Source organism: Naasia sp. SYSU D00948 (assembly GCF_017916515.1).
Classification (GTDB): Bacteria; Actinomycetota; Actinomycetes; order Actinomycetales; family Microbacteriaceae; genus Naasia.
Map to the genome: position 1 here is coordinate 1,547,227 of NZ_JAFMTA010000001.1, position 22,745 is coordinate 1,569,971.

18 protein-coding genes are annotated in these 22,745 nt (G+C 72.6%); 9 read left to right on the forward strand and 9 right to left on the reverse strand.

What is annotated here, in order from left to right:
• Nucleotides 1-69 precede the first annotated feature (69 nt).
• The 3 genes from J3P30_RS07360 to J3P30_RS07370 are packed head-to-tail and all read right to left on the reverse strand — an operon-like array spanning nt 70 to nt 2,740.
• On the reverse strand, nt 70-693 hold the full coding sequence (locus tag J3P30_RS07360) for a class II aldolase/adducin family protein (protein ID WP_210480286.1): 624 nt from the start codon (nt 691-693) through the stop codon (nt 70-72).
• On the reverse strand, nt 690-1,961 hold the full coding sequence (otnK, locus tag J3P30_RS15560) for a 3-oxo-tetronate kinase (RefSeq protein WP_210480288.1): 1,272 nt from the start codon (nt 1,959-1,961) through the stop codon (nt 690-692). The genes J3P30_RS07360 and otnK overlap by 4 nt, the downstream gene beginning before the upstream one ends.
• On the reverse strand, nt 1,958-2,740 hold the full coding sequence (locus tag J3P30_RS07370; RefSeq protein ID WP_210480291.1) for a DeoR/GlpR family DNA-binding transcription regulator: 783 nt from the start codon (nt 2,738-2,740) through the stop codon (nt 1,958-1,960). Before J3P30_RS07370 ends, otnK begins: the two co-directional genes overlap by 4 nt.
• Before the next feature lie 85 nt (nt 2,741-2,825).
• Here J3P30_RS07370 and J3P30_RS07375 point away from each other — a divergent pair, with 85 nt between their 5' ends.
• From J3P30_RS07375 to J3P30_RS07395, 5 genes are all read left to right on the forward strand, one after another.
• Nucleotides 2,826-4,322 (forward strand): L-fuculokinase, encoded by a 1,497-nt coding sequence (locus J3P30_RS07375; protein WP_210480292.1) that lies wholly within the window; start codon nt 2,826-2,828, stop codon nt 4,320-4,322.
• Nucleotides 4,319-5,224, forward strand: coding sequence for a hypothetical protein (locus tag J3P30_RS07380; RefSeq protein WP_210480294.1), 906 nt, complete (start codon nt 4,319-4,321; stop codon nt 5,222-5,224). The genes J3P30_RS07375 and J3P30_RS07380 overlap by 4 nt, the downstream gene beginning before the upstream one ends.
• Complete coding sequence (locus tag J3P30_RS07385; RefSeq protein ID WP_210480296.1) at nt 5,221-5,910, forward strand: aspartate/glutamate racemase family protein; 690 nt, start codon at nt 5,221-5,223, stop codon at nt 5,908-5,910. The genes J3P30_RS07380 and J3P30_RS07385 overlap by 4 nt, the downstream gene beginning before the upstream one ends.
• Nucleotides 5,907-7,388: a sucrose phosphorylase gene (gene gtfA / locus J3P30_RS07390; protein WP_210480298.1), complete on the forward strand. Its 1,482-nt coding sequence runs from the start codon at nt 5,907-5,909 to the stop codon at nt 7,386-7,388. The genes J3P30_RS07385 and gtfA overlap by 4 nt, the downstream gene beginning before the upstream one ends.
• Nucleotides 7,389-7,492: 104 nt before the next feature.
• The gene (locus J3P30_RS07395; RefSeq protein ID WP_307807433.1) at nt 7,493-8,050 is read left to right on the forward strand and encodes an acyl-CoA thioesterase; all 558 of its coding nucleotides are present in this window, start codon (nt 7,493-7,495) and stop codon (nt 8,048-8,050) included.
• Between the two features lie 3 nt (nt 8,051-8,053).
• Here J3P30_RS07395 and J3P30_RS07400 read toward each other — a convergent pair whose 3' ends face one another.
• Complete coding sequence (locus J3P30_RS07400; RefSeq protein ID WP_210480300.1) at nt 8,054-10,552, reverse strand: hypothetical protein; 2,499 nt, start codon at nt 10,550-10,552, stop codon at nt 8,054-8,056.
• 242 nt (nt 10,553-10,794) lie between these two features.
• Here J3P30_RS07400 and J3P30_RS07405 point away from each other — a divergent pair, with 242 nt between their 5' ends.
• The gene (locus J3P30_RS07405; RefSeq protein WP_210480302.1) at nt 10,795-12,180 is read left to right on the forward strand and encodes an ABC transporter substrate-binding protein; all 1,386 of its coding nucleotides are present in this window, start codon (nt 10,795-10,797) and stop codon (nt 12,178-12,180) included.
• A gap of 605 nt (nt 12,181-12,785) precedes the next feature.
• On the opposite strand, the gene J3P30_RS07410 is transcribed toward J3P30_RS07405, so the two are convergent.
• The 5 genes from J3P30_RS07410 to J3P30_RS07430 form a co-directional block, all read right to left on the reverse strand.
• Nucleotides 12,786-13,442, reverse strand: coding sequence for an O-methyltransferase (locus J3P30_RS07410; RefSeq protein WP_210480304.1), 657 nt, complete (start codon nt 13,440-13,442; stop codon nt 12,786-12,788).
• Nucleotides 13,443-13,598: 156 nt separating this feature from the next.
• Nucleotides 13,599-14,552, reverse strand: coding sequence for a carbohydrate ABC transporter permease (locus tag J3P30_RS07415; RefSeq protein ID WP_210480306.1), 954 nt, complete (start codon nt 14,550-14,552; stop codon nt 13,599-13,601).
• Nucleotides 14,549-15,424, reverse strand: a complete 876-nt coding sequence (locus tag J3P30_RS07420) for a carbohydrate ABC transporter permease (RefSeq protein WP_246853127.1) — start codon at nt 15,422-15,424, stop codon at nt 14,549-14,551. The genes J3P30_RS07415 and J3P30_RS07420 overlap by 4 nt, the downstream gene beginning before the upstream one ends.
• Nucleotides 15,425-15,836: 412 nt before the next feature.
• Nucleotides 15,837-16,865, reverse strand: a complete 1,029-nt coding sequence (locus J3P30_RS07425) for a Gfo/Idh/MocA family protein (RefSeq protein WP_210480315.1) — start codon at nt 16,863-16,865, stop codon at nt 15,837-15,839.
• Between the two features lie 10 nt (nt 16,866-16,875).
• The gene (locus J3P30_RS07430) at nt 16,876-17,889 is read right to left on the reverse strand and encodes a Gfo/Idh/MocA family protein (protein ID WP_210480317.1); all 1,014 of its coding nucleotides are present in this window, start codon (nt 17,887-17,889) and stop codon (nt 16,876-16,878) included.
• A gap of 136 nt (nt 17,890-18,025) precedes the next feature.
• On the opposite strand from J3P30_RS07430, the gene J3P30_RS07435 reads away from it, so the two are divergent.
• The 3 genes from J3P30_RS07435 (at nt 18,026) to J3P30_RS07445 (ending at nt 22,719) form a co-directional block, all read left to right on the forward strand.
• Nucleotides 18,026-19,927, forward strand: a complete 1,902-nt coding sequence (locus J3P30_RS07435) for an ABC transporter ATP-binding protein (protein WP_210480319.1) — start codon at nt 18,026-18,028, stop codon at nt 19,925-19,927.
• 262 nt (nt 19,928-20,189) lie between these two features.
• The gene (locus J3P30_RS07440) at nt 20,190-21,557 is read left to right on the forward strand and encodes a cystathionine beta-synthase (RefSeq protein WP_210480321.1); all 1,368 of its coding nucleotides are present in this window, start codon (nt 20,190-20,192) and stop codon (nt 21,555-21,557) included.
• Between the two features lie 13 nt (nt 21,558-21,570).
• On the forward strand, nt 21,571-22,719 hold the full coding sequence (locus J3P30_RS07445; protein ID WP_210480323.1) for a cystathionine gamma-synthase: 1,149 nt from the start codon (nt 21,571-21,573) through the stop codon (nt 22,717-22,719).
• The last annotated feature ends 26 nt before the right edge of the window (nt 22,720-22,745 follow it).

Sequence of the window (22,745 nt, forward strand, 5' to 3'; positions counted from 1 at the left end):
GGGGGCCGGGTGGCGGGGGGATCGGGGAGCGGGGGACTGGCGGCGGAGCGGGGCACGGGGCCTCCGGGTTCAGGGGGGCGGACGGAGGGCGGCGAGCTCGTCGGGCGGCAGCGTGCGGGGGTCGCGGCCGTGCAGGAGGAGCGTCACCTGGGCGGCGGTCTCCAGCTCCTCGGCGAGGTCGACGGCCGCGTCGATGCCCTCGCCCGAGACCACGGATCCGTGCTGGGCGAGGAGGAGCACGGCGGCGCGGGCCGCCAGCAGCTCCACGCCGGCGGCGAGCTCCGCCGATCCGGGTGCGGCGTACGGGGCGACCGGGACGTCGCCGAGGCGCATCACCCGGTACGGGGTGAGCGGGGGCAGTGCGGCGCGGCCCTGCTCGTCCGGCGGGAGGCAGGAGATCGCGGTCGCGTAGGGGGAGTGGAGGTGGACGACCGCCGTCGCGTCCGGACGCTGCCGGTACATGGCGAGGTGCAGCGGGTACTCCTTCGAGGGCCTGCCCGTCCGGACGGTCCCGTCCTCGAGGGAGACCTCGGACAGGTCCGCGGCCTCGACGCGGCTGAGGCTCGACCCCGTCGGCGTGAGCAGGATCCGCGTCCCGATCCGGACGCTCAGGTTGCTCGAGCTGCCCGGCGAGAGCCCGCGCGCCGCGAGGTGGCGGGCGGCGCGGACCAGGTAATCGGCGTCGCCCGTCACGGTGCCGTCTCCCAGGCCGTGCGGAACAGATCCGGGCCGCCGAAGTTCCCCGACTTGAGCAGGAGCGCGACCTCGGGCGAGCCCGGAACCGCCGTCGCCCGACCGGTGGTCCACGGGACTCCGGGCGCGGCGAGGGTGCCGACCGCGAGCCGGCGCAGGCCGAGGGCGGACGTCACCGCGCCCGAGGTCTCCCCGCCCGCGACGAGCAGCCGGCGCACGCCGAGCTCGCGGACGCCCGCGACCGCGAGGCGCCCGAGGGCCGACTCGACGAGCTCGGCCGCGCGCTCCACGCCGAGGGCGGCCTGCGCGGCCCGCACGAGCGCGGGCTGGGCGGTGGCGGACACCAGCACGGGATCCTCTCCTGCGGCGGTCACCACGTCACGCAGCCGCGCGACGAGGCCGTCCAGGCCGTCCCGCGACAGGGCCACGGGGTCGAGCCGCAGGACCGGCCCCGGGAACGCCGCCACCTGCTGCCGTGTCCGTTCGGACGCGCTTCCGCTCAGCACGAGCCGCGCGCCGCCCGCCGGAAGGACCTGTGCGGAGGGGGCCGCCCCGGTGCTCCGCCGGCGGGCGAGGGCGAGGGCGACGCCCGCGCCGCCGCCCAGGACCAGCGGGACGCGCACCTCGTCCGCCGCCGCGGCGAGGACGTCCAGGTCGCCGTCGTCGATCGCGTCCACGAGGAGATGGCGCGCGCCGGACTCCGCCCGGGCCTCGATCTCGCGGGCGAGGGCTCCGGCGCCCGCGCGCACAGCGGGCAGGGGAAGGAGCACGACGGGGGACGGCGTCTGCCGGGAGAGCACGGCCACGAGGTCGCTGTCGCGCATCGGCGTGAGCGGATGGTCGCGCATCGGGGACTCCGAGAGGAGCCGGTCGCCGACGAACAGGTGCCCGAGGTACTGGGTCCGTCCGGCGGCCGGGGTCGCCGGGGTGCCGAGCGTGATCCGGCCCTCCGCGGCGAGGGCGTCCGCCACCGGACCGATGTTCCCGCGGTCGGTCGAGTCGAAGGTGGAGCAGTACTTCTGGTAGATCCGCGCCGCCCCGCGGTCGCGGAGCCAGCCGGCCGCGGCCGCGGACTCGCGCACCGCGTCCGTCGCGGCGACCGTGCGCGTCTTGAGCGCGACGACCACGCAGTCGTCCTCCGCCCGCTCGTCGTCCCCGGGCACCCCGAGGTGCACGCTGGTGGTCACGCCGGCGGCCGCGACGCCTCCCGCGAGGTCGCAGGCGCCCGTCACGTCGTCCGCGACGACGCCGAGCCAGGGGCCCGTCACCGCGGCTCCTCGAGCGGATCGGCGACGTAGAGCACGTCGTGGGCCGCCGCGAGGAGGTCCCGGCCTTCGGCGGACAGGGTGGCGCTCGTGATCACGAGGTCGATCGCGTCGAGGGTCCCGAACCGGATGGGCGCCCGGGCCCCGATCTTCCCGGAGTCGACGAGCAGGATCCGGTGCCGGGCCGCCGCCGACATCGCCTGCTTGACCTCGGCGTCGAGATCGTTCGCGCACAGGAGACCGGTCGTGTCGACGGCCGTCGCCGACAGGACGGCGACGTCGATGGAGACCCGGGAGATGCCGTCCCGCGTGGCCTGGCCGCCGAACGACCGGGTGGAGGGCTGGTACGTGCCGCCGAGCCCGATCACCGAGAGGTCGTCGCGCTCCGTGCAGGTGCTGAGGACCGGCATCGAGTGGGTGACGACCGTGGTGCCGGGGGAGAGGAGCGCGGCGACGCCGGCGACCGTCGTGCCGGCGTCGAGCGCGATCGTGGCAGCGCCGGACAGGCGCTCCGCGCACGCCGCGGCGATGGCGGCCTTCTCCAGCGAGGCGGAGAGGTCCCGCTCCTCGAAGGAGGTCCCGCGTACGCCGCCCGCCGGCAGGCTGGCGCCTCCCGCCACGCGGCGCGCCTGGCCCTCCGAGTGCAGCTGGCGCAGGTCGCGGCGAATCGTCATCTCCGAGACGCCGAGCTCCTCGGCGAGCGCGGCCGACGACACGTATCCCTCGCTGCTGAGGCGCCGGAGCAGCTCCGCGCGTCGCGCTGGTGCCTCGGTGTAGCGCACCCGTCCATCCCACCGTCACCGAGAAAAGTTGTCAACGATCTGACAGAGGCTTGACGGGAATGTTCGGAAGTGAACAGAATCGGATGTGACCAGCGGAGCCGCCGCCCGCCCGGCGGCGATCGCCCTGGGCGTCGACATCGGCAGCACGAACCTCAAGGTCGCTCTGGTCGGCGCGGGGGACGGCGTGACCGAGCTGGCCGTCGCGAGCGCGCCGACGCCCGTGGACGGCGAGGAGCTCGTCCGGACCGCGGAGGATCTGATCCGCACCGTCCTCGCTGCGGCGCCCGCCCGTCCTGACGCCGTCGGGATCGCCTCCATGGCCGAGTCCGGCGTCCCCCTCGGCGCGGACGACCGCCCCCTCCGCGCCGTCGTGCGCTGGGACGGACTCGACGACACGGGCGACCTGGACGCCCTCCTCGAGGGCCTCGGAGCCGAGAGGCTCTACGCCGCAACGGGCGTGCCCCCCCTCCCCAAGGCGCCGCTCGCGCAGTGGGCCCGGCTCGCGAGGACCGAGCCCGGCATGTGGGAGCGCCTGCACCGCTGGGCCGGGGTGGCCGATCTGGTCGGTCTCGCGCTGACCGGCGAGCTCGTGACCGATCAGACCCTCGCCGCGCGCACGATGGCCTACCGGACGGCCGAGGCACCGACCGTGTTCGCCCCCGAGCTCCTGGCCGCGGTCGGGCTCCGTCAGGAGCAGCTGCCGCGCGTGCTCCGGCCGGGGGAGGCGGCCGGCGCCACCACATCCGGCGCGGCCGCACGGACGGGGCTCGCCCCCGGCACGCCGGTCTACATCGCCGGGCACGACCACGCCGTCGGGGCCTGGGCCGCCGGCGCCCGCAGGCCCGGAGAGGCGGCCGACTCGCTCGGCACCGCCGAGGCGCTCGTCCGCGTCCTCTCCTCCGCGCCGGAAGCCGACGCCGTCCGGCCCACCGGCATGAGCATCACGCGCACGGTGACCGGCGAGCCCGCGCTGCTCGCCGGGTCCGCCGCCGCCGGAGCCTTCGTGCGGTGGTGGTTCTCGCACCGGATCGGCGCCCGCGACGCGAACGACGTCCTGGAGGAGCTCGGCCGGCTCGGCGATGCGCCGACGGGTCTTCTCGTCCTGCCCTACCTCTCCGGTCGGCAGACGCCGCGGCCGGAGCGGCGCTCGGACGTGCGGATCCTCGACGCGGACGGCGCCGAGGTGGACGGGCGATCGGTCGACGTGGCCGTGCTCGCGCGCGCGATGCTCGAGGGCCTCGCGCTGCACGCGCGGTGGATGCTCGCCGAGCAGTCCGCGATCGCCGGACCGCCCGCTGCGCCGCTGCGGATCCTCGGCGGCCCGGGCGGCGGCAACGAGCCGTGGATGCGCATCAAGGCCCAGGTGCTGCCGATCGAGGCGCGGCTGACCGTCGCCGCCGAGCCGGTGGCGTCCGGTGCGGCGCTGCTCGCCGCCGCGCGGGCGGGGCTGCTGCCGGACGAGCCCCCGGCGCTTCCGAGCAGGGCGCTCGTCCGCGAGCCGGGGGATCCCTATTCCGAGCTGTACGAGCGGTTCGTGGCTGCCGCATCCGGCGCCGCGGCCGTCCGGGAAGGAGAACGATGACGACGACGACCGGCGTTCCGACCCTCGATGCCATAGCCCGCCCGGGCGGCGGCTTCGCGATGGTCGCGATGGACCAGCGCGAGAGCCTCCGCGCGATGTTCGACCAGGCGGGAGCGGGGCGGCCCGAGGACGAGGTCCTCGTGCGCTTCAAGCTCGACGTGGCCGAGGTCCTCGGGCCGCTCGCCTCCGGCTTCCTCATCGACCGGCACTACGGGTTCGATCGGGTGCGGGACGAGGGCCTCCTCCCCGCGAGCGACGGGCTCATCCTCGCCGCGGACGCCCTCCAGCAGGAGGACGGGGGACCGGTCGAGGAGACCGGCCTCGACGAGGACGTGGTCGGGGGTGCTCTGGACCTCTCCGGCGTCGCGGCCCTGAAGCTCCTCATCATCTGGCGACGCGACGCCCGGCGGGAGGAGCGGGTGGAGCTCGCCGACCGGTTCATCCGCCGGTCGGCGGAGCTCGGCCTCCTCTCCGTGCTCGAGCCCGTCGTCCGCGCCACCCCCGCCGAGCTGGACGCCGGCACCTGGGACATGGACGCCGCGATCCGGGAGGCCGCGCGCGAGCTCTCGCCCCTCGGGCCGAGCCTGTACAAGGCGCAGGTGCCCCTCGCCGGTGCGGGCGACGCGGACGAGCAGCGACGGGCGAGCGAGAGCCTCGGGAAGGCCGTGCAGGGCCCCTGGGTCGTCCTGTCCCAGGGCGTGGAGCGCGACCGCTTCCAGGGTGCGGTCGAGGCCGCCTGCCGGGCGGGCGCCAGCGGCTTCCTCGCGGGGCGCGCCCTCTGGAGCGACGTGGTCGGCTCGCCCGACGTGCCCGCGCGGCTGCGGGAGCTCTCCCGGCCGAGGCTCGAGCGGCTCATCGAGGTCGTCGACCGGAACGCGCGTCCCTGGCGGGAGGCGCGATGACCGGCGCACGCCTCGGGCTGCTGCACACCGTGCCCGCCCTGGCCGTCACCTTCGACGACCTGCTCAAGCGCACGGGCCACGGCGGGCCCATCGTGCACGTCGTTGACGCGGGACTGCTCGCGGCGGCGGTCGACCACGGGGTCGACGACGAGGTGCGGGCGGAGGTGCTCCGCCACGTCCGCCATCTCGCCGACGACGGCGCCGACGCCATCCTCGTCACCTGCTCCTCCATCGGCGAGGCCGTCGAGGAGGCGGCCCGCCGCGTCGACGTGCCCGTCCTCCGGGTCGACGCGACGATGGCCGAGGAGGCCGTCGCCCTCGCCGCCGATCGGGCCCAGGGCGATCGATCCGGCCGGATCGCGGTGCTCGCGACCCTCGCGGCCACCCTCGGACCCACCGGCCGGCTCCTCGAGAGCCGCGTGCGCGAGGCGTCCTCGCCGGTCGAGGTGACCGCTCGCGTCGTGGGCGGGGCGGCCGCCGCGCGAGCCTCCGGGGACCAGGCGGGGCACGACCGTCTCGTCGCCGACGCGATCGCCGAGGCCGCCTCCTCCGCCGACGTGGTCGTACTCGCCCAGGCGTCGATGGCCGCCGCAGCGGCCGGGCTCGACCTCGACGTCCCCGTCCTCACCTCGCCGGAGGGCGGCGCCGCGGCCCTGGTCGCCGCGGTGACGAGGCTCCCGTCGTGACCGGCCGGCACGAGGTCCAGCTCCTCGCCTATGCGGATCGGCTCGGCGGAGGGATCGCGGGGACCCGGGAGCTGCTCGAGGGGCCGCTCCGCGCGTTCGCGGGCGTGCACCTGCTGCCCTTCTTCGTGCCCTTCGACGGCGCCGACGCCGGATTCGATCCGGTCGACCACGGGAGCGTCGATCCGCGGCTCGGGACGTGGGACGACGTCCGGGCGATCGCCGCTCGGCGCGAGGTCGTCGCCGACCTGATCGTGAACCACGTGTCCGCCGACTCCGCCGAGTTCCGCGACTGGCTGGAGCACCAGGAGGGATCGCCCTACGAGGGCATGTTCCTCACGTTCGACGCCGTCTTCCCCCGAGGCGGTACGGAGGCGGAGATCACCGCGTTCTACCGTCCGCGTCCCGGCCTGCCGTTCACGGCGTACCGCACCGGCGACGGGCGGCGCCGCCTCGTGTGGACGACGTTCCTGCCCACGCAGGTCGACATCGACGTCCGCCATCCCGCCGGCATCGCCTACCTCGAGCGGCTGCTCGACGCGCTCGCCGCCGGCGGCGTGACGACGATCCGCCTGGACGCCGTGGGCTACGCCATCAAGACGCCCGGCACCGACAGCTTCATGACCGAGCACACGCTCGAGTTCGTGCGCCACATCACCGCGATGGCGCACCGCGGGAACCTCCGCGTGCTCGTCGAGGTCCACGCCCACTACTCCCAGCAGCTGGCGATCGCGCCGCTCGTCGACCTCGTCTACGACTTCGCGCTTCCCCCGCTCCTGCTGCACTCGCTCGGCACGGGCACGGTCGACCGCCTCGCGCGCTGGCTCGAGATCCGGCCGGCCAACGCGATCACCGTCCTCGACACCCACGACGGCATCGGCGTCATCGACGCGGGACCGTCGGCAGAGCGACCGGGGCTCATCTCCCTCGAGGAGATGCGGGACATCTTCGAGCGGGCGGCCGAGGCGACCGGCGGGCACTCCGCTCTCGCGTCCGTCGTCCCGGCCTGGATGGCCCTGCCGCACCAGATCAATGCGACGTTCTTCGCCGTCCTCGGCGGCGACGAGGACGCCTACCTGCTGTGCCGTGCCGTGCAGTTCCTCCTGCCCGGCACGCCGCAGGTGTACTACGTCGGCCTGCTCGGCGGGCTCGACGACCGGGAGCTGTTCGCCCGCACGGGGAACGGGCGCGACGTGGGCCGCCACTTCTACACTCCCGACGAGATCGACGCGGCGCTCGGCGGGACGGTCGCCCGGGCGGTCCTCGCGCTCGTGCGGCTGCGCGCCACACATCCGGCCTTCGACGGGGAGTTCTCGTGGGCCGTCACGGGGGCGGACTCGCTCCGCCTCGCCTGGAGCGCGGGCGAGGTCGGCGTCGCCCTCGAGATCCGGACCGCGCCGGCCGCTCGCGGCTTCGTCCTCGAGGTCAGCGGCCCCGAGGGCACGTCCCGCCACGACAGCGCCGAGTCGCTCGCCGGATGACCCTCGTCGGCGTCCTCCAAGCCGCCGGCGGGCGGGGATGCGGAGGCTGGGGGAGAGCCACAAGCGCGTGGGACCGGCCCGGAGACTCGGCCTAGTCTGCCGCGGTGGACATCCTGCGCCGCTCCCTCCGGCTGCTCCAGCTGAACCTGACCGCGGGTCGCCGTCCCCCGCTGGACCTCCACGACGTGGCGGTCATCGAGGGCCGGGTCTGGCCCACCGACCTCGACGAGCTGCGGCACGTCAACAACGGCGTCTACCTCTCGATGATGGATCTGCCGCGCCTCGACCTCCTGATGCGCTCCGGCCTCTGGCCCCGCTTCCGCGCGGCGGGCATCTATCCGGTCGTCGCGTCGCAGACGATCACGTACCGCAAGTCGCTCCAGCTCTGGCAGCGCTTCCGCATCGAGACGCGCATCGTGGGCTACGACGACCGTGCGGTGTATCTGGAGCAGCGCTTCGTGGTCGACGGCGAGGTGTACGCGCGGGGCTTCGTGAAGGGACGCTTCCTCCGCCGGACCGGCGGCGTGGCGACGATCGAGGAGGTCGGGCGGCTCGCCGGCATCGACCCCGCGCTGCACCCGATCCCGGAGTGGATGCGGAGCTGGTCGGAGCACGTGGCGCTGCCCTCCAGCCGGGCCGAGGCGCCGAGCCGCTGGGACTGACGCCTACGGGCTCCGCTGGTCGACCGGCTCGTCGAGCACCTCCGCGACGACCTCGGCGAGGCCGAAGGGCGGGATCCGCACCCTCCCCGGCGTCACGCGCACGGAATCCCCGCTCCAGGTGACGGAGGCGTTCACCGCGTCCGCGGAGGTGTTCCGCAGCCGGATCCGCACCCCTGCGCCGATAGGCCGGACCTCGGCGAGCAGCGCCTCGGCAGGCGCCACGCTGAGCCCGGACGGGCCCTCGAGCCCGAGCGGACCGGCGTAGGCGCGAGCCTGGAGAGGCTGCAGCAGGTCGCGCCCGAACCGCTGGACCTCCGCCGGCGTCGGACGGGCGGGCCGGAAGCGGTACCGGTAGCGCCACGTGCCCTCCTGCCGCGCCTGGAAGTTCGTGAAGTGCAGGTTGTTCATCAGCCAGCTGTTGATGTGGCCGGTGCCCGGCTCGAAGGTCCGCGACCACCGTCCGGTCCGGAACCCGCCGAGCTGGACGAGCGGGGGGTCGAGCGCTCCCCAGAGGACGCCCCCGTCATCCCCGTCCACGCCGACCGCGTGCTGGATCGAGTACCAGTCCTTGCTCGTGTCCGGCAGCTGCTCGCGGTCGGCCTCGTACACGGCGCCCGCCGTGTCGAGGAGGAAGCGGGGCGCCGACACCGCGAAGGGGAAGGCGACGAAGATGCTCTCCGGGGCGAATACCTCGGGCTTGACGAGGTCCACCTCGAGGTCGAGGAGGTCGCTGTCGCGGTAGAGCCGCAGCACCGCGGTCACGGACGGCACCGTCGGCGCCGAGCCCGTCCAGCGCACCTCGACGGTGTCCGCCGTCTCGAGGATCTCCGGCTCCGCCTGGCCGGAGGACGGTGTGCGCACGAAGTCGGGTCCGGGGAAGTCGGGGGAGAAGTGCTTCGGGGTGCGCGTGATCATCGGGTGCGTGCTCCCCGGCGCGACCTGCTCGACGACGACGGCGCCGACGCCGTGCCCGGCGCCCGGGTCCACGAGCTCGCGACCGGACGCGAGGTGGACGAGCGACACGACGCCTCCGGCCGCGGGGTCGACCCTGACCTCGTACCGCTCGGTGCGGGTCGTGCGCCCGATCCGCGGCGCGGGCGGCACCGGAGGGACCGGGAGGAGCGCGAGCCCGAAGGGCGGCACCTCACGGGCGAGCACGGTGGCGTTCCGGACGCCGTCGATCTCGACCGTGACGGGCTCCGTGCGCGTGCTCTCGGTCGGGTTGACGACGACGATGCCCCGCCGCTCGGGCGCACCGTCCGGGGCGCCGCTCGCGGCGAGCCGGAAGAGCCCCTCCACCGCCAGGTCCCGGGCCCAGTCGTACGCGCCGTAGGCGAAGCCCGCCTTGGCGTTCCAGTGGGAGTGGCTGAAGACCGAGTGCGGCTTCGAGTAGGTCTCCCAGGAGCCCCAGGTGTGCTCGGTGAAGAGGAGGAGGTCGTCCTCGACCGCGGCGAGGTCGCGCTCCACCTCGTCGTCGGTGCGCAGGCGGACGGGTCCGCGACGGTAGCCGAGCACGGCGGCGGTGGCGACCGGGCCGTCGCCGCGCAGGCGGGCCAGGCCGAGTGCGGCCTGCGCCGTGAGGGAGAGCGAGCGGGCCTCGCGGTAGACCGCGACCTCGCGGGCGGTGGATCCGTGGCCGTGCGACCACCAGTCCGACCACTCGCCGCGCACGACCGGGATGTCCGCTCCGCGGGCCTGCTCCTCGAGGACGTCGAGCGCCTCATCGACGGTGGCGGTCGCCATGCGGACGTCCGGGTGCCGGTCGTTCCAGTGCCGGACGACCTCGAGGAACAGCGGTGTCGGCCAGCGGTTGTCGTTCGCCGCGTGCACGATCGCGGCGTCGTACGGGTAGTCGTCCCGCGCGGCCAGCCGGTCGAGGAACGCCGCGATGCTTGCCTCCGCGAGGTCCACGTCGCCGTCGACAATGCCCCACTCCTCGCCGAAGCCGTAGTGCGTGGACAGCCACACGAAGATCCGCTCGCCGTCGGGCGCCTCCCACCAGAAGCCCGTCGGCTGCTCGAAGGGCGCCCGCCCGTGATCGGGATTGAGCGCCATCAGGAGGCGAGTCACCCCCGCCCGCCGCATCGCGGGCACGGCGCCCCAGGACAGGCCGTTGACGTCCCCCTGCTGCTGGGTCCGCACCGGGATCCCGGCCCGTTCGAAGGCGGCGAGGCGGTCGTAGGCGACGTCGAGCTCGGCCGCGGAGGCGAGCTGGGTGGGGTTGAGGTACCCGGCCGTGACCGCGAGGCGCCCCTCGCTCACGCCCGCTCGCAGCCGAGCGGCGTCCTCGGGACTCGCGTGCTCCAGGAAGCGCAGCACCGGGCGGGCCACCTCGAAGGTCCAGCGGAAGTCGTCGGCGCCCGAGGAGCGGTGGGCGTCGGCGAGATCCAGCACCTCGGCCACGACGGCCTCGTGCATCCGGTCGATGACACGCGGGCTGTTCGTGTAGCCGACATCGTGGTGGGTGTGGCCTACGAGAAATACTCTGGTGATGGTGCCCATGGCACTCCCTCACTCGCCCTGGTGTGGCATCGTTCCCAGACGACCCTAGTGCGGCGATCGCGGCTCCGACAAGCCGCTTTCCGCGCGTTTCTCACGATTCTGTCTCATCCGGTGGCGTCGGGTTGTGGGGGATCAGGAGGTCGGCCATACTCCGGAGTGGGAAGGATTCCAGTTACAGCCCAGGAGTCTGCCCTCCGGCGGGAGCGACGGTGCCTCGCTGGATCTCTTGCGAAGGGAATCTGATGAAGAAGAGGCAAAGGGTCCTCCTCGCCGTCACTGCTGTGACGTCGATCGCGGCTCTCACGGCATGTGGATCGGGAGGCGGAGGAGGCGGCGGCAACAACGCCGGCGGGAACGCGGACTTCTCGGCAGAGCCCACCGGCACGCTCAACGCGTGGGGCTTCGAGAACGCCGACGACGTGGGCCAGGCGCGCCTGGACTACGCGGCGGAGCAGCTCGCGGACGTCGACATCCAGCTCGAGCAGACGGCCTTCGACGCCCAGAAGTTCACCGCGGCGACCGCGAGCGGCCGGGTCCCCGACGTCGTGCAGATGAGCTCCCAGTTCGTCGGCACCTACGCGGCCAAGGACCTGATCCTCCCGCTCGACGAGTGCCTCGCGGAGAACGACGTCACCGCCGACCACTGGTACGACGCGGTCATCGACGACGTCACCTACGACGGCTCGATCTACGCCGTGCCGCAGTTCTACCAGCCGCCGGCCATCCTCGTGAACACGCGCCTGCTCGACGCCGCAGGCCTCACGCCCGAGAGCATCGACACGTCGAACCGCGAGGGTCTCCTCGCCGCGGTCCAGGCCCTGTACAAGGAGTCGGGCGGCAACCCGTCGACGCTCGGCATGGACCCGAACGTCCCCGGCAGCGCGGGCCTGTGGTTCCTCGGCAACGGCGGCCAGATCATGGACGAGGACGGCAGGCCGACCCTCGACAACGAGGCCAACGTGGACGCCCTCAACTTCCTCAAGCAGCTGACGGACGCCCAGGGCGGCTTCGCGAAGGTGAAGAGCTTCATCGACACCTTCGACATGTTCGGCGCGGAGAACCAGTTCGTGAAGGACCAGGTCGCCTCCGGCGTCTACGCCCAGTGGTACCCGAACGTGCTCGCCGCGACGCAGGCGAACATCACGATCAACGCGGTCCCGTTCAAGGACAAGGACGGCAACCCGTTCACGGTCGCGAGCGGCACCGCCTTCGTGATCCCGAAGGGCGCCGAGAACCCGGCCGCCGCCTGCGCGTGGGCCCTCAACCTGACCTCGGACGAGGCGTGGATGGCCGCGGGCGAGGCCCGTGCCACCACGATCGAGGAGGACCCGGACCCCAACCGCATGAACACCGGCCTGTTCACCGGCTCGCCCTCCGCTGACCAGGCAATCCGTGAGCAGTTCGTGGTCCCGACCGGCAACGCCGGCTTCGACCAGGTCATCGCGACCTTCTACGAGGTCGTCGGCGAGGGCAAGTCCTTCGGCTCCTCCGCGGCGGGTCAGGAGATCCAGACCGAGCTGCAGACCGCGGTCACCGCTGCTCTGAACGGCGAGAAGACGCCGGAACAGGCCCTCGCGGACGGCCAGGCGGCCGCCCTCCGGGCCTACGAGCAGACGACCGGCCAGTAGCGGCCGATCGCACCACTGAGGGCGGTCCTCCTCCGGGAGGGCCGCCCTTCGGCGTTCCCGGGCGCGGTGAGGGTGTGCGGGAGCGGTGGAGGTGGCGGTGGCCGGGGAAGGTACAGCCGGCGACGCGGGGACGGCAGCAGCGGCGACGCGAATACGTCGAGTGCGCCCTCGCACACCGAGCGCGCCCTGAAACACCGATTGCGCCCCGGGCACGAGGTGCAGTCGGTGTTCCGAGGCGCACTCGGAAACAGCGAACGCCCCCTGCCACGCCGGGTCGGAAGCGAACGCGGTCGGAGTCACCCAGCGCTGCTTCCCTACGACCGAGCGCGGGTCGAGCGACGATCGCGGCCTGTACACGACCCGCGCTCGTCGTCGAGATCCGCGCTCGGCATTTCAGCGCGCGGGCGCGTCGCCGCGTTCGCCTGCCCACGTAAGCACGTCGGTATCCGCATTCGCCGCCCTGCGTCCCGCCTGCCCGAGCGCGCAAGCACAGCGTGCGCAGCCCTGGACCGCCCGCCCGCGGTGGCGCCGGCATCAGCGTGCCCCGCGCCCCCCCCCACGTCGCTCGCCCCCGCGCCGCCGCCCGCCGCGCGGCGTCCCGCCTCTCAGCGCACGACGGCGACGGCGAACCCGTCCCAGCCCTTCGAGCCCACCGTCTGCAGCGCGGTCGCGTCCAGGCGCGGGTGGCCGCCCAGCACCTGCAGCGCCTCGCGGCTCCCCGCCGAGGCCGGGTCCGCGCCGTCGACGACGCCGCCGCCCCGGACGACGTTGTCCACCACCAGCACCGATCCCGGGCGGCACAGGGCGAGGGCCGCCTCGATGTAGCGAGGGTTGTTGGGCTTGTCCGCGTCGAGGAACACCAGGTCGAACGGGTCCCCGCCCTCCTCGCGCAGCCGCGCGAGCGAGTCCAGCGCCGGACCGACGCGGATCTCGACCCGGTCTGCGAAGCCTGCTCCCGCCACGTTCGCCGCGGCGACCTCCGCGTGCCGAGGAGAGAGCTCGAGCGTGACGATGCGGCCCTCCTCCGGCAGGCCCCGCGCGAGCCAGACCGTGCTGTACCCGCCGAGCGTGCCGACCTCCAGCACCCGGCGGGCGCCGGAGAGCCGCGCGAGAAGCATCAGGAGGCGCCCCTGCAGGGGCGAGACGTCGATCGCGGGGAGCGCCGCCGCACGATTCGCGGCGAGCACCTCGTCGAGGACCGTGTCGTGCACGTCCAGCACGCCCTCGAGGAAGCGGTCGACGTCGGCCCAGCTGCTCGCCATGCGTCCACCCTGGCACGGAGTGCCGCGCGGGTCATCCGGACGGACGCCACCCCGTGCCTCGACGTGCGATGTCCGCAGCGCCCGCGGACACCGCCCCGGGAACGCCGAACGCCCCGGCCCGCCGGAGCGGTGCCGGGGCGTTCGGTGAGCGGCGGATCAGCCCTTGCGGCCCTGGGTCGCGATGCCCTCGATGAAGTACCGCTGCCCGAAGGCGAACAGGATCAGCATCGGGAGCGTGACCAGCAGCGCGGCCGTCATGACCCACTGGTAGTCGCCCTGACCGCCGTTGCCGGGGCTGAAGGCGGTCATCGCGTAGGAGATGCCCAGCGGCACCGTGAAGCCCTCGATCGACCCGAAGTTCAGGTAGATGAGCGGTGCCTGCAGGTTGTTCCAGCTGGCCTGGAACTCGAAGATGAACACGATGATGAAGGACGGGATCGACAGCGGGGCCGCGATCCGCCAGAAGAGTCCCCAGTAGCTCGCGCCGTCCACGCGCGCCGCCTCGAACAGCTCCCGCGGCAGACCGAGGAAGAACTGGCGTTGCAGGAAGATGTAGAAGGCGGATCCGAAGAGGTTCGCTCCCCAGAGGGGGATGTTGGTCCCGACGAGACCCAGGTTGTTCCAGATCAGGTAGACCGGGATCAGGGTCACCGCGCCGGGCAGCATCATGCTGGCGAGGACGAGGCCGAAGAGCAGGTCGCGTCCCGGGAACTTGAAGTAGGCGAAGCCGAACGCGACGATCGAGCTCGACAGCGTCACGAGCGCCGCCGCGAGCACCGCGATCAGGAGGCTGTTGCCCACCCAGTTGAGCAGCGGCAGCTTGTCCCACACCTCGGCGTAGTTCTGCGGGTGGAACGTCCTCGGGATCAGCCGGTTGTCGAACACCTCGCCCCGCGGCTTGAGGCTCGCGGAGAGCAGCCACGCGAACGGGTACATGAACAGGATCGCGAAGCCGATCAGGAGGACCCACAGGACGGCCTTCCCGACGACGCTCCTGACCGGACGCCCGGGTGCCGCGGGCGACTTCCCGCCGGCTTCCTGGATGCCGACCGACTGGAGCCGAGGGTCGACGGTCGCCTGGCTGGTGCCGATGGGCGCGTTGGTGCTCATCGCTTGTCCCCCTCGTAGTAGACGAACCGGTTTCCGAACTTCACCTGGATGAGCGTGATGATCATGATGATCACGAAGATCAGCCACGCCATGGCCGCCGCGAAGCCGAAGTTGAAGCTCCGGAAGGCCTGCTGGAACAGGTAGACCGCGTAGAAGAGTGATGCGTCGGGGGAGGCGTTCGTCTGGTTGCGCCAGAACAGCAGGAACGCCTGGTCGAACACCTGCAGCGCCGCGATCGTGAGCACGAGCACGTTGAAGAAGATCGTGCCCGAGATCATCGGGATGGTGATGTTGAAGAACTGGCGCACCTTGCCCGCCCCGTCGAGCGACGCGACCTCGTAGAGGTCCCTCGGGACGTTCTTGAGCGCGGCCAGGAAGATGATCATCGTGCCGCTGACCGACCAGAGGGTCATCAGCACGATCGACGGCTTCACCCAGTTGGGGTCGGTCAGCCACTGCGGGCCCTGGATGCCGATCGCGGCGAGCGCCCGGTTGATCGCTCCGAAGTTGCCGTTGAGCAGGAGGAGGAAGACCGAGGCGGCCGCCACCGAGGGCGTCATCTTGGGCAGGTAGTAGATGGTCCGGAAGAAGCCCGCGCCCTTGCCCACGCGGTTCAGCAGCATGGCCAGGAACAGGGCGAAGGCGATCTCGAGCGGGACCGCCATGATCGCGTAGAAGAGGGTGTTGCCGAGGGCCAGCATCACGCGGGGGTCCTCGAACAGCTCGGCGTAGTTGGCGCCGCCGTTCGGGATGGCCGTGTCGGTCGCGAGGTCGTAGTCGCTGAACGAGATGACGAGGCTGTAGACCATCGCGCCGAGCGTGAAGACCAGGAACCCGATGACCCACGGCGCGACGAACAGGTACCCCGCCATCGCCTCGCGCTTGTTGTACTTGTCGCGCGGCTTGAGGCGGGACTGCTTGGGGTTCTTGCCCTCGCCCTCCTTGACGGCGGCGGTCGCGCGATCCTCGACCGCCGTCATGGCCGGTTGGCCTTGCGCTGGCGGATGGCCCGGGGGAGGTGGTCGACCTGTGGCTTCATCGTCATCCCTTTCAGAGACGCCTGCGGCTCCGGCCAGTCGGATGTGGCATCGTTGCCACACAGGGCGACTATAAGTGCCGACCTGCCGGTCCGCAACTCGGCGGCGCGTTCCTGCCGTCATCGCTGATGATAGGGCCGCGCGGTGCCGCCGAAGCCAACGACTTGGGCACGATTGCGCCACCGGGCCAGGAGAAACACCGCCGCCGCGGCGCGTGGGTGCCGGGGCCGCGGTAGGTCGGACGTGCTCAGGCGAGGGCCGCGCTCGTCGCGCTGTGGACGGGCGCGAACGCGTGCGACGCCGCCGACTCGTAGGCGGCGAGGATGATGCCGAGCACCTCGATCCCCTCCTTCTCGCTGTGCAGCGGACGCGTCCCGTCGAGGAGGCAGCGCGCGAAGTGCGCGATCTCCGCGGCGAACTCGTCGACCGGCGGGAACTCGAGGAGCGCGCGCTCGCCCGAGCGCAGGGAGTAGGAGAGATTCGGGCCGTCGCTGAAGAGGGAGCCCTTCTCGCCGACGACGGAGAAGCGCTCGGTGTTCGACGACGGCATGTAGGCCCAGCTGGTGGTCAGGGTGCCGAGCACGCCGTTGTCGAAGCGCACGAGCACCTGTGCTGAGTCCTCGCCCTCCATGAAGCGGAGGCGGTGGGTGCTGAGCATCGCGGCGACCTCGACCGGCTCCCCACCCGCGAGCTCGAGCATCAGGTACGTCGGGTGGTAGCCGGTGTCGATGAGCTCGCCGCCGCCGCTCGTCGCCGCGGACGCCCGCCAGCCCATGTTCTCGGGGCTGAAGTCGTTGAAGAAGCTGTCGGTGGTGCGGACCTCGTAGATCTCCCCGAGCAGTCCGCTCCGCAGGAGCTCGACCGCCTTCGCCACCGGCGGCGAGAACAGCTGGTTGTGTGCGCACATGAGGGTCATACCGCTCCGCTCGACGGCGGCGTGGACCTCCCGCGCCTCCTCCTCGGTGAGGCACAGCGGCTTCTCGCAGAGGATGTGCTTCCCGGCGTTCGCTGCGGCGACGATCGCGTCCTTGTGCAGGTGGTGGGGGAGGCAGATGTCGACGGCGTCGATGTCCGCCTCCTGCAGCAGCTCGGTGTAGCTCGCATACGTCGCGGCCCCCGTCGGCTCCGCCCGTCGGGCGGCGTTGGCGGCGACCGGGTCGGCGATCGCGACCAGCTCCGTCGTGTCCCGATTCGCGAGGTAGCCCTTCACGTGGGCGCCCGCGATGCCTCCGGCCCCGATGAGTCCGACGCGGATCTTCCTGGTGCTGGTGGTCATGGCCTTCTTCTCAGGTGCTGTGGATGGCGGGAACGGAGTAGTCGAGGGTGCGGCCGGCTGCTGCGGCGTGGTTGGCGGCCTGCACCAGCCGGGTGAGCTCGACGGCCGCGGCGGTGTTCTCGTCGGTGTCCCGGCCCTCGCGGATGGCGGCGATCCACGCCGCCAGCGGCAGCGGCCGGTCGGCGGGCGTGGGCAGCTCCACCCACTCCTCGCCCGAGAACGCGTCGCCCTTGGCGAGGAGTCCGCGGCCGGCGAACCCCAGGACGAGCGAGCCGCGGGTGCCCCGGACCTCGATGGCGGACGCGCCCGGAGTGGTGACGTTGCTCGCCTCCACGACGGCGAGCGCGCCGCCGGGGTAGCGCAGCGTGACGACCGCGTTGTCCTCGAGGGGCTCTCCGGTGACGGACGAGTAGACGGCGCTGACCGTCTCGGGATGCGATCCGAGGAAGTGCTGGGTCAGGTAGACGGCGTGGCAGCCGAGGTCCGTGAGCGCGCCGCCGACGGCGTCGGCCGGCTCGTAGAAGCGGCGCGGGAGCCAGCCGGCGACCGAGCCGTCGTGCGCGAGGCGCACCCGGGTGTAGGTGACCCGGCCGAGCGATCCGTCCTCGATGGCGGCGGCGATGGCCGCGGTGGCGCCCTCCGTCAGCCGGGGCAGCGAGACGGCGAGCCGGACGCCCATCTCGCGCGCCGCGTCCACGAGCGCCTCGCACTCCGCGACGGTCGGAGCGAGCAGCTTCTCGGTGAACACGTGCTTCCCAGCGGCGATGGCGCGGCCGATCACGTCGGTGTGCGCTGCCGTCGAGGTGGTGACCACGATCCCATCCAGATCGGCCCTCGCGAGGAGCTGGTCGAGGTCGTCGGTGAACGGGATGCCGAGCCGGTCCGCGCCGTCGCGGCCGCGGAGGGCGTCGTCGTCCCAGGCGGCGACGAGCTCGGCGCCTTCCATGGCGCGGATCTGGGCGGCGTAGTCCTCGGCGTGGACGTGCCAGAAGCCGACGAGGGCAAGGGAGAGCGGTTCCGACAAGGGGACTCCGGATGCGGGGGATTGCTGTGGGAACGATGCCAGCGGTGGTTGGTTCCGGGATCGTAACTTCTGCTCGAAAGGCGGCGCTAGGGGAAGCGGCAGGGTGGGGCGGGCGACTCTCCGCACGGGTGCGACGATGGGCGTGAGGAGGGTGTCAGCGGCCGGTCGTAGGCTCACTCGCGTGAGCTTCGGACAGGCGGGACGGCCTCGGCGCCGGGTCGCCGGTCGCGACGAGGAGGCGCAGCGCGCCGTGAACGCGGAGGCCCCGCGCATCGAGCACCTGCTGCGCCGGATCCTGGCGCTGTTCGCCCCGCACCGGGCGACCCTCACGCTCACCATCTCGCTGGTCCTGATCGACGCGGCGCTCACCGTGGTGCCGCCGCTGCTCACCCAGCAGGCGTTCGACCGGGGGCTGTTCCCGCCCGGCGGGCCCGACCTGCCGGTGCTGCTCGAGCTGGTCGGCCTCATGGTCCTCATCTGGGTGGCCTCGGCGGGCCTCGGCATCTGGCAGACGTACCTGACGGCGTCCGTCGGCAACAGGGTGATGGGCGCACTCCGCGTCTCGCTCTTCCAGCACCTCCAGCGGATGGAGCTCGGGTTCTTCACGCGCACGAAGACGGGCGTGATCCAGTCCCGGCTGCAGAACGACGTCGGAGGCGTCGCCGGTGTCCTCAATAACACGATCTCGAGCGTGATCGGCAACCTCGTCACCGTCCTCGCCGCGTTCGTCGCGATGCTGCTCCTCAGCTGGGAGCTCACCCTCGTCGCCCTGGTCCTGCTTCCGGCGCTCGCGTACGCGCAGCGCCGGGTGGGCAGGGTACGGGCGAAGATCGCGGCCGCGACACAGGAGTCCCTGTCCGAGATGAGTGCCATCACTCAGGAGAGCCTCAGCGTCTCCGGGATCCTGCTCGCCAAGAGCTTCGGCCGCGCGGACGCGGAGAACGAGCGGTACGCGGAGGAGAACCGCACCCAGATCCGGCTCCAGGTCCGCCAGGCGATGAGCGGCCAATGGTTCTGGGCCCTCGTGCAGATCTTCCTGTCGATCGTGCCGGCCGTCGTCTACCTGGTCTCGGCGTACCTGATCCAGGGCGGCGCGGACATCACCGCGGGAACGATCGTCGCCTTCACGACCGTGCAGGCCCGGCTGATGTGGCCGCTGCTCGGGCTCATGCGCGTCGCGCTCGATCTGCAGACCGCGGGCGCGCTCTTCGCGCGGATCTTCGAGTACCTCGACCTCGTGCCGGCGATCCGGGATCGGCCAGGCGCCGTCGCGCTCGGCCCCCGCGATCCGCTCGGGCGCATCGAGTTCCGCTCGGTCACCTTCCGCTACCCCGGCACGCCGGACACGGCGCGGCCGACGCTCGAGGACGTGTCCTTCCGGGTGGAGCCCGGCCAGTTCGTCGCCTTCGTCGGCCCGTCGGGCGCGGGGAAGACCACCATCTCCTACCTGATCCCGCGCCTCTACGACGTCAGCTCGGGCGCCGTGCTGTTCGCGGGCCACGACGTGCGGGACCTGACCCAGGAGTCGCTGCGCGAGCAGATCGGCATCGTCAGCCAGGAGACCTACCTGTTCCACGCGACGATCCGGGACAACCTGCGGTACGCGCGGCCGGACGCCGGCGACGACGAGCTGCGGCGCGCGGCCGAGCTCGCGAACATCGCGGAGACGATCGAGTCGTTCCCCGAGGGCTACGACACGGTGGTCGGCGAGCGGGGCTACCGGCTGTCGGGCGGGGAGAAGCAGAGGATCGCGATCGCCCGCGTCATCCTGAAGGACCCGGCGGTCCTCGTCCTCGACGAGGCGACCAGCGCGCTCGACTCGGTGTCCGAGCGGGCGGTGCAGGCGGCACTCGACACCGCCACCCGCGGCCGCACCACGATCGCCATCGCCCACCGCCTCTCCACGGTCGCGGAGGCCGACGTCATCCACGTCGTCGAGCGGGGCCGCATCGTGGAGAGCGGCACCGCCGAGCAGCTGTTCCGCCGCGGCGGCCTCTACAGCCGTCTCGCCGGGCAGCAGGAGTCCCGGTCGGCCTGACCCCGCCCCTTCTCCTGGCCCGGCCTTCCTCTCGCTCAACAGGCACTTTCGCCGCCGACAGGCTGCCGAGGCCCTTCCGACGCTGTTGGACGCAAAGCTGCCTGTTGAGCGCAGGGGAAGGGCACGTAATGCGGATCCGGGCCGCCGGTAGACTCGAGGTCGTGCGCTCTCCGACGTGCCGCTGTCCTCGCCGCTAGGCGCCGACATCCGTCCTGCCCGTGCGCTCGCCCGGCGAGCCGGGCCCCGACCGAGAGCGAAAGCCATGAAGTACGCCCGCACCGTCCTCGACCTGATCGGCGGCACGCCGCTCGTGCGCCTCAACCGGGTGACCGAGGGGATCGGCGCCACCATCCTCGCCAAAATCGAGTACCTGAACCCGGGTGGATCGAGCAAGGACCGCATCGCGGTCCGGATCATCGACGACGCCGAGCGCCGCGGTCTCCTCCGGCCCGGCGGCACCATCGTCGAGCCGACCTCGGGCAACACCGGGGTGGGGCTCGCCCTCGTCGCGCAGCAGCGCGGCTACCGCTGCGTGTTCGTCCTCCCGGACAAGGTCGGCGAGGACAAGATCAACGTCCTCAAGGCCTACGGGGCCGAGGTCGTCGTCACCCCCACGGCGGTCGCCCCCGAGGACCCCCGCTCCTACTACAGCGTCTCGGACCGGCTCGCCCGCGAGATCCCCGGCGCGTTCAAGCCCGACCAGTACTCGAACCCCAACGGCCCGCTGTCTCACTACGAGACGACCGGGCCCGAGATCTGGGCCGACACCGAGGGCCGCGTCACGCATTTCGTGGCCGGCGTGGGAACGGGCGGCACCATCACGGGTGTGGGTCGCTACCTCAAGGAGATCTCGGGCGGCGCGGTTCAGGTCATCGGCGCGGACCCGGAGGGATCCGTGTACTCCGGCGGCACGGGACGGCCCTACCTGGTCGAGGGGGTCGGCGAGGACTTCTGGCCGTCCGCGTACGACCCGTCCGTCGTCGACCGCATCATCGCCTCCTCCGACGCGGAGTCCTTCGACCTCACGCTGCGGCTCGCGCGCGAGGAGGGCCTGCTGGTCGGCGGCTCGAGCGGGCTCGCGGTGAGCGCGGCGATCAAGGCCGCGCGGGACCTTCCCGACGACGCCGTGGTCGTGGTGCTCCTGCCGGACGGCGGCCGCGGCTACCTCGGCAAGATCTTCAACGAGGAGTGGATGCGCTCCTACGGGTTCGCCGGGGTCGAGGAGCAGGAGAGCACCGTCCGCGACGTCCTCACCGGGAGGACCGGCTCCGTCCCGGATCTCGTCTACGTGAGCCCGGGGACGACCGTCCGCGACGCGATCGCGACCATGGAGAAGCACGGCGTCGCCCAGGTCCTCGTCCTCGCCGCGGACCCGCCCGTCGTGATGGGAGAGGTGCTCGGCGCCGTCGACGAGAAGCACCTGCTCGACCTGGTGTTCGGCGGCCGCGTGCAGCTCGACGACCCCGTGGGCGGCGTCGTCGGTCCCCGTCCGGGTCTCATCGGTGCCGGGGAGAGCGTCGCCGTGGCGCGCACAGCGCTCGTCGCCTCCGACGCCCTGCTCGTGACCGAGGGCGGCAAGCCGATCGCCGTGCTCACCCGCTCCGACCTCCTATCCTTCCTGTCCGCCTGATCCGAGGGAATCCATGTCCTCCCGCTTCGACACCCGTGCCATCCACGCCGGCCAGGAGTTCGACCCGGCCACCGGCGCCGTGGTCCCGCCGATCTACCAGACCTCGACGTTCGTCCAGGACGGCATCGGCGGGCTGCGCGGGGGCTATGAGTACGCCCGCTCCGGCAACCCGACTCGCGACTCGCTGCAAACCCTGCTCGCGGCGCTCGAAGGCGGCAGCCACGGCGTCGCCTTCTCCTCGGGGCTCGCAGCGGAGGACGCCCTTCTGCGCGCGGTCCTCCGTCCCGGCGACCACGTCGTCCTGGGCAACGACGTGTACGGCGGCACGCACCGCTTGATTTCGCGCGTCCACGGCCCGTGGGGCGTCGAGGTGGACCCGGTCGAGATGAGCGACTTCGACCAGATCCGCGCGGCCGTCCGGCAGGGGAGCACCAAGGTGCTGTGGGTCGAGACGCCGAGCAACCCGCTCATGAAGATCACCGACATCGCGGCGCTCGCCGAGATCGGCAAGGAGGCCGGCGCGCTCGTCGTGGTCGACAACACGTTCGCGTCGCCCGCGCTGCAGCGTCCGCTCGAGCTCGGCGCCGACGTCGTCGTGCACTCGACGACGAAGTACCTGGGGGGCCACTCGGATGTCCTCGGCGGCGCGGTCGTGACGAGCGACGAGGAGCTCGCGGAGAAGGTCCGCTTCCTGCAGTTCGCCGCCGGCGCCGTGCTCGCGCCCATGGAGGCGTGGCTCACGGTGCGCGGCATCAAGACGCTCGGCGTCCGGATGGAGCGCCACTCGAAGAACGCGCTGGCGGTCGCCGAGCACTTCGCGGAGCACCCGAAGATCGAGCGCGTCTACTACGCCGGTCTCCCGACGCATCCCGGGCACGAGCTCGCGGCGCGGCAGATGACGTCGTTCGGAGGGATGCTGTCGATCGCGCTCAAGGACGGCGAGCAGGCGGCGCGCACCATGGCCGAGTCGACGAAGCTCTTCCAGCTCGCCGAGTCGCTCGGCGGCGTCGAGTCGCTGATCGGGTACCCGGCGGAGATGACGCACGCGTCGGTCCGCGGGACTCCGCTCGAGGTCGCGCCGAACATCCTGCGGCTCTCGGTCGGCATCGAGGACGTCGACGACCTCCTCGAGGACCTGGAGCAGGCGCTGCCTCGCTCCTGACGGCGCCGCCGAGCGGCGGGAGCGGG

Bases quoted from the DNA above. Each gene is read 5' to 3' on its own strand.
- J3P30_RS07380 (WP_210480294.1), top strand. From the start codon at position 4,319: ATGACGACGACGACCGGCGTTCCGACCCTCGATGCCATAGCCCGCCCG.
- J3P30_RS07385 (WP_210480296.1), top strand. From the start codon at position 5,221: ATGACCGGCGCACGCCTCGGGCTGCTGCACACCGTGCCCGCCCTGGCC.
- J3P30_RS07400 (WP_210480300.1), bottom strand. From the start codon at position 10,552: ATGGGCACCATCACCAGAGTATTTCTCGTAGGCCACACCCACCACGAT.
- J3P30_RS07405 (WP_210480302.1), top strand. From the start codon at position 10,795: ATGAAGAAGAGGCAAAGGGTCCTCCTCGCCGTCACTGCTGTGACGTCG.
- J3P30_RS07410 (WP_210480304.1), bottom strand. From the start codon at position 13,442: ATGGCGAGCAGCTGGGCCGACGTCGACCGCTTCCTCGAGGGCGTGCTG.
- J3P30_RS07415 (WP_210480306.1), bottom strand. From the start codon at position 14,552: ATGAGCACCAACGCGCCCATCGGCACCAGCCAGGCGACCGTCGACCCT.
- J3P30_RS07420 (WP_246853127.1), bottom strand. From the start codon at position 15,424: ATGGCGGGGTACCTGTTCGTCGCGCCGTGGGTCATCGGGTTCCTGGTC.
- J3P30_RS07425 (WP_210480315.1), bottom strand. From the start codon at position 16,865: ATGACCACCAGCACCAGGAAGATCCGCGTCGGACTCATCGGGGCCGGA.
- J3P30_RS07435 (WP_210480319.1), top strand. From the start codon at position 18,026: ATGGGCGTGAGGAGGGTGTCAGCGGCCGGTCGTAGGCTCACTCGCGTG.
- J3P30_RS07440 (WP_210480321.1), top strand. From the start codon at position 20,190: ATGAAGTACGCCCGCACCGTCCTCGACCTGATCGGCGGCACGCCGCTC.
- J3P30_RS07445 (WP_210480323.1), top strand. From the start codon at position 21,571: ATGTCCTCCCGCTTCGACACCCGTGCCATCCACGCCGGCCAGGAGTTC.